Annotated in this window: 1 protein-coding gene; it reads left to right on the top strand. The window is 54.7% G+C overall.

Going from position 1 to position 1,889, the window contains the following annotated elements; genetic code table 11:
• Window positions 1–1,889, top strand: a 1,889-nt coding sequence (locus tag ABX962_RS35475; protein WP_372726370.1) for an SDR family NAD(P)-dependent oxidoreductase, incomplete at both ends; no start/stop codon positions are given.

Here is a 1,889-nt window from a genome sequence, read left to right as displayed (position 1 = left end):
GAGGAAGTGATCGACGATTCCACCTTCTTTTTGTCGACCTATGCCCGATTGTGGGCAACCGGGTTGCCAATCGATCTAAAAAGCCAATGGGCTGGCGAGACTCGCAAGCGAATCACCCTGCCGACCTATGCATTCCAACAAGATCGATATTGGATCGATCCGACGGACGAGTCGGTAAAAACAACCCAACGCGTCCGTAAACCGCTGCGAAAAACGGAAGACATTCGCCAGTGGTTCTACCAATCGAAGTGGCGAGAACGTACCGAAACGCCCCCACGCGAATTGCCCCCTGCGTCAAACAATTGGTTGATTTTTCTTGATGATGCAGGCATCGGTCAAACGATGGCGAATCAGCTTCGAGAACGTGGCGATACCGTTGCTGTTGTCCGCCGCGGAGACATCTTTCGCCATGTGTCGCCTCATGAATTTGTGCTTGTTCCTGAACTCGGACGCGACCAGTATATCCAACTTGCCAAGCAGCTTTCGCAAAACGATTTTGTTCCCGACCGGATCGTCTACTTGTGGCCGATCACCAAAGATTCCAGCTGCCGACCGGGATCGACGTTCGCGATGCGAATTCAAGAGGAAGGAATCATCGGATTGACGATGACGATTCAAGCGATAGCGGGCATTCTCGAGGACCACCCGTGCTCGGTCATGATGGTCGCTAATGGCATGCAATCAGTCGAGGGAGGACCGATTCGCTATCCCGAGAAAGCGACGGCGATCGGTCCGGTCCGTGTCGCGCCTCGCGAATACGCCAATCTACAAACAGTGGCGGTCGATATTTTGCTGCCCGCAACGGATCATCAGCGAGCAGCGATATCCGAGTTATTGATTCGTGAAGCCGCAATGCCATCACACGGCGATGTGCGTGCGATCCGTGAAAACAAAGTGTTTGAAAAGAAACTCGAATCGGTTTGTCTCGATCCACCCACACCCAATTCATTGCTTCGCATGGGCGGCACGTACCTGATCACCGGCGGTTTTGGGGGGATGGGACGCACCCTTGCCACCCTGCTCGCCTCGAAATATCAAGCAAACTTAATCCTGCTGTCGCGAACTCCAACGTCGTCGCCGGGAGGAACGATCGCCAATCCACAAAATCTGCGAGCGAAAGAGCGGCAAAGGTTCGTCGAGCAACTCGAAGGTTTGGGGGCTAATGTGCGGGTGGTGAATGCGGATGTTGCCCATCCGGCCGAGATGCAAATGGTCTTCGACGAGTTAACGAAAACGTTCGTAAACATCTCGGGCATCTTTCATACGGCTGGCGAATTGGATGACGACTTGATTGCCACCGCAACCATCGATTCAATCCAAAACGCGTTGGCGGCAAAAGTCCACGGCACCCAATTGCTCGAACCATTCCTTAACCATAAGTCGCTGGATTTCTTGGTGCTGTGTTCTTCGACCAGCACATATCTCGGCCCCGCCGGTCAATCGGCTTACGTTGGCGCCAACGAGTTTCTGAATGCGTTTGCCGAAGCCAAGTCGGCGGAACCCACGTCAACCCGCGTCCTGTCGATCAACTGGGGCGTGTGGCGAGATGTCGGAATGGGCGCAGCGGCGTACAACCGCATGCATAGCAATCGCGATCATCGCGCCCCAGATCACGCCGGTGACACTGCGACGCCTGCAAATCATCCTTTGTTTGACACGCGGCGAGTTGATGAGGTTACTGGTGAAACGGTCTTGACCGCGAAACGCTCATCCGCGGAACACTGGGAACTCGATGAGCACCGGACCGTCAACGGGAAATCCGTTTTGCCAGGCACTGCGTATCTCGAGTTGGTCGTTGCAGCGGCGCAAGAGATTTTTTGTGGCTCGTCGTTGCACATCAGCAACATGAGCTTCCTGAAGCCCTGCGTGGCCGAAGAGGATGCCGAACT

The sequence above is a fragment of the Novipirellula sp. genome (assembly GCF_041583735.1).
Taxonomy (GTDB): Bacteria; Planctomycetota; Planctomycetia; order Pirellulales; family Pirellulaceae; genus Novipirellula.
Note: the sequence above shows the minus strand (reverse complement) of the source record. Positions and strands in the feature narration are given on the sequence as shown.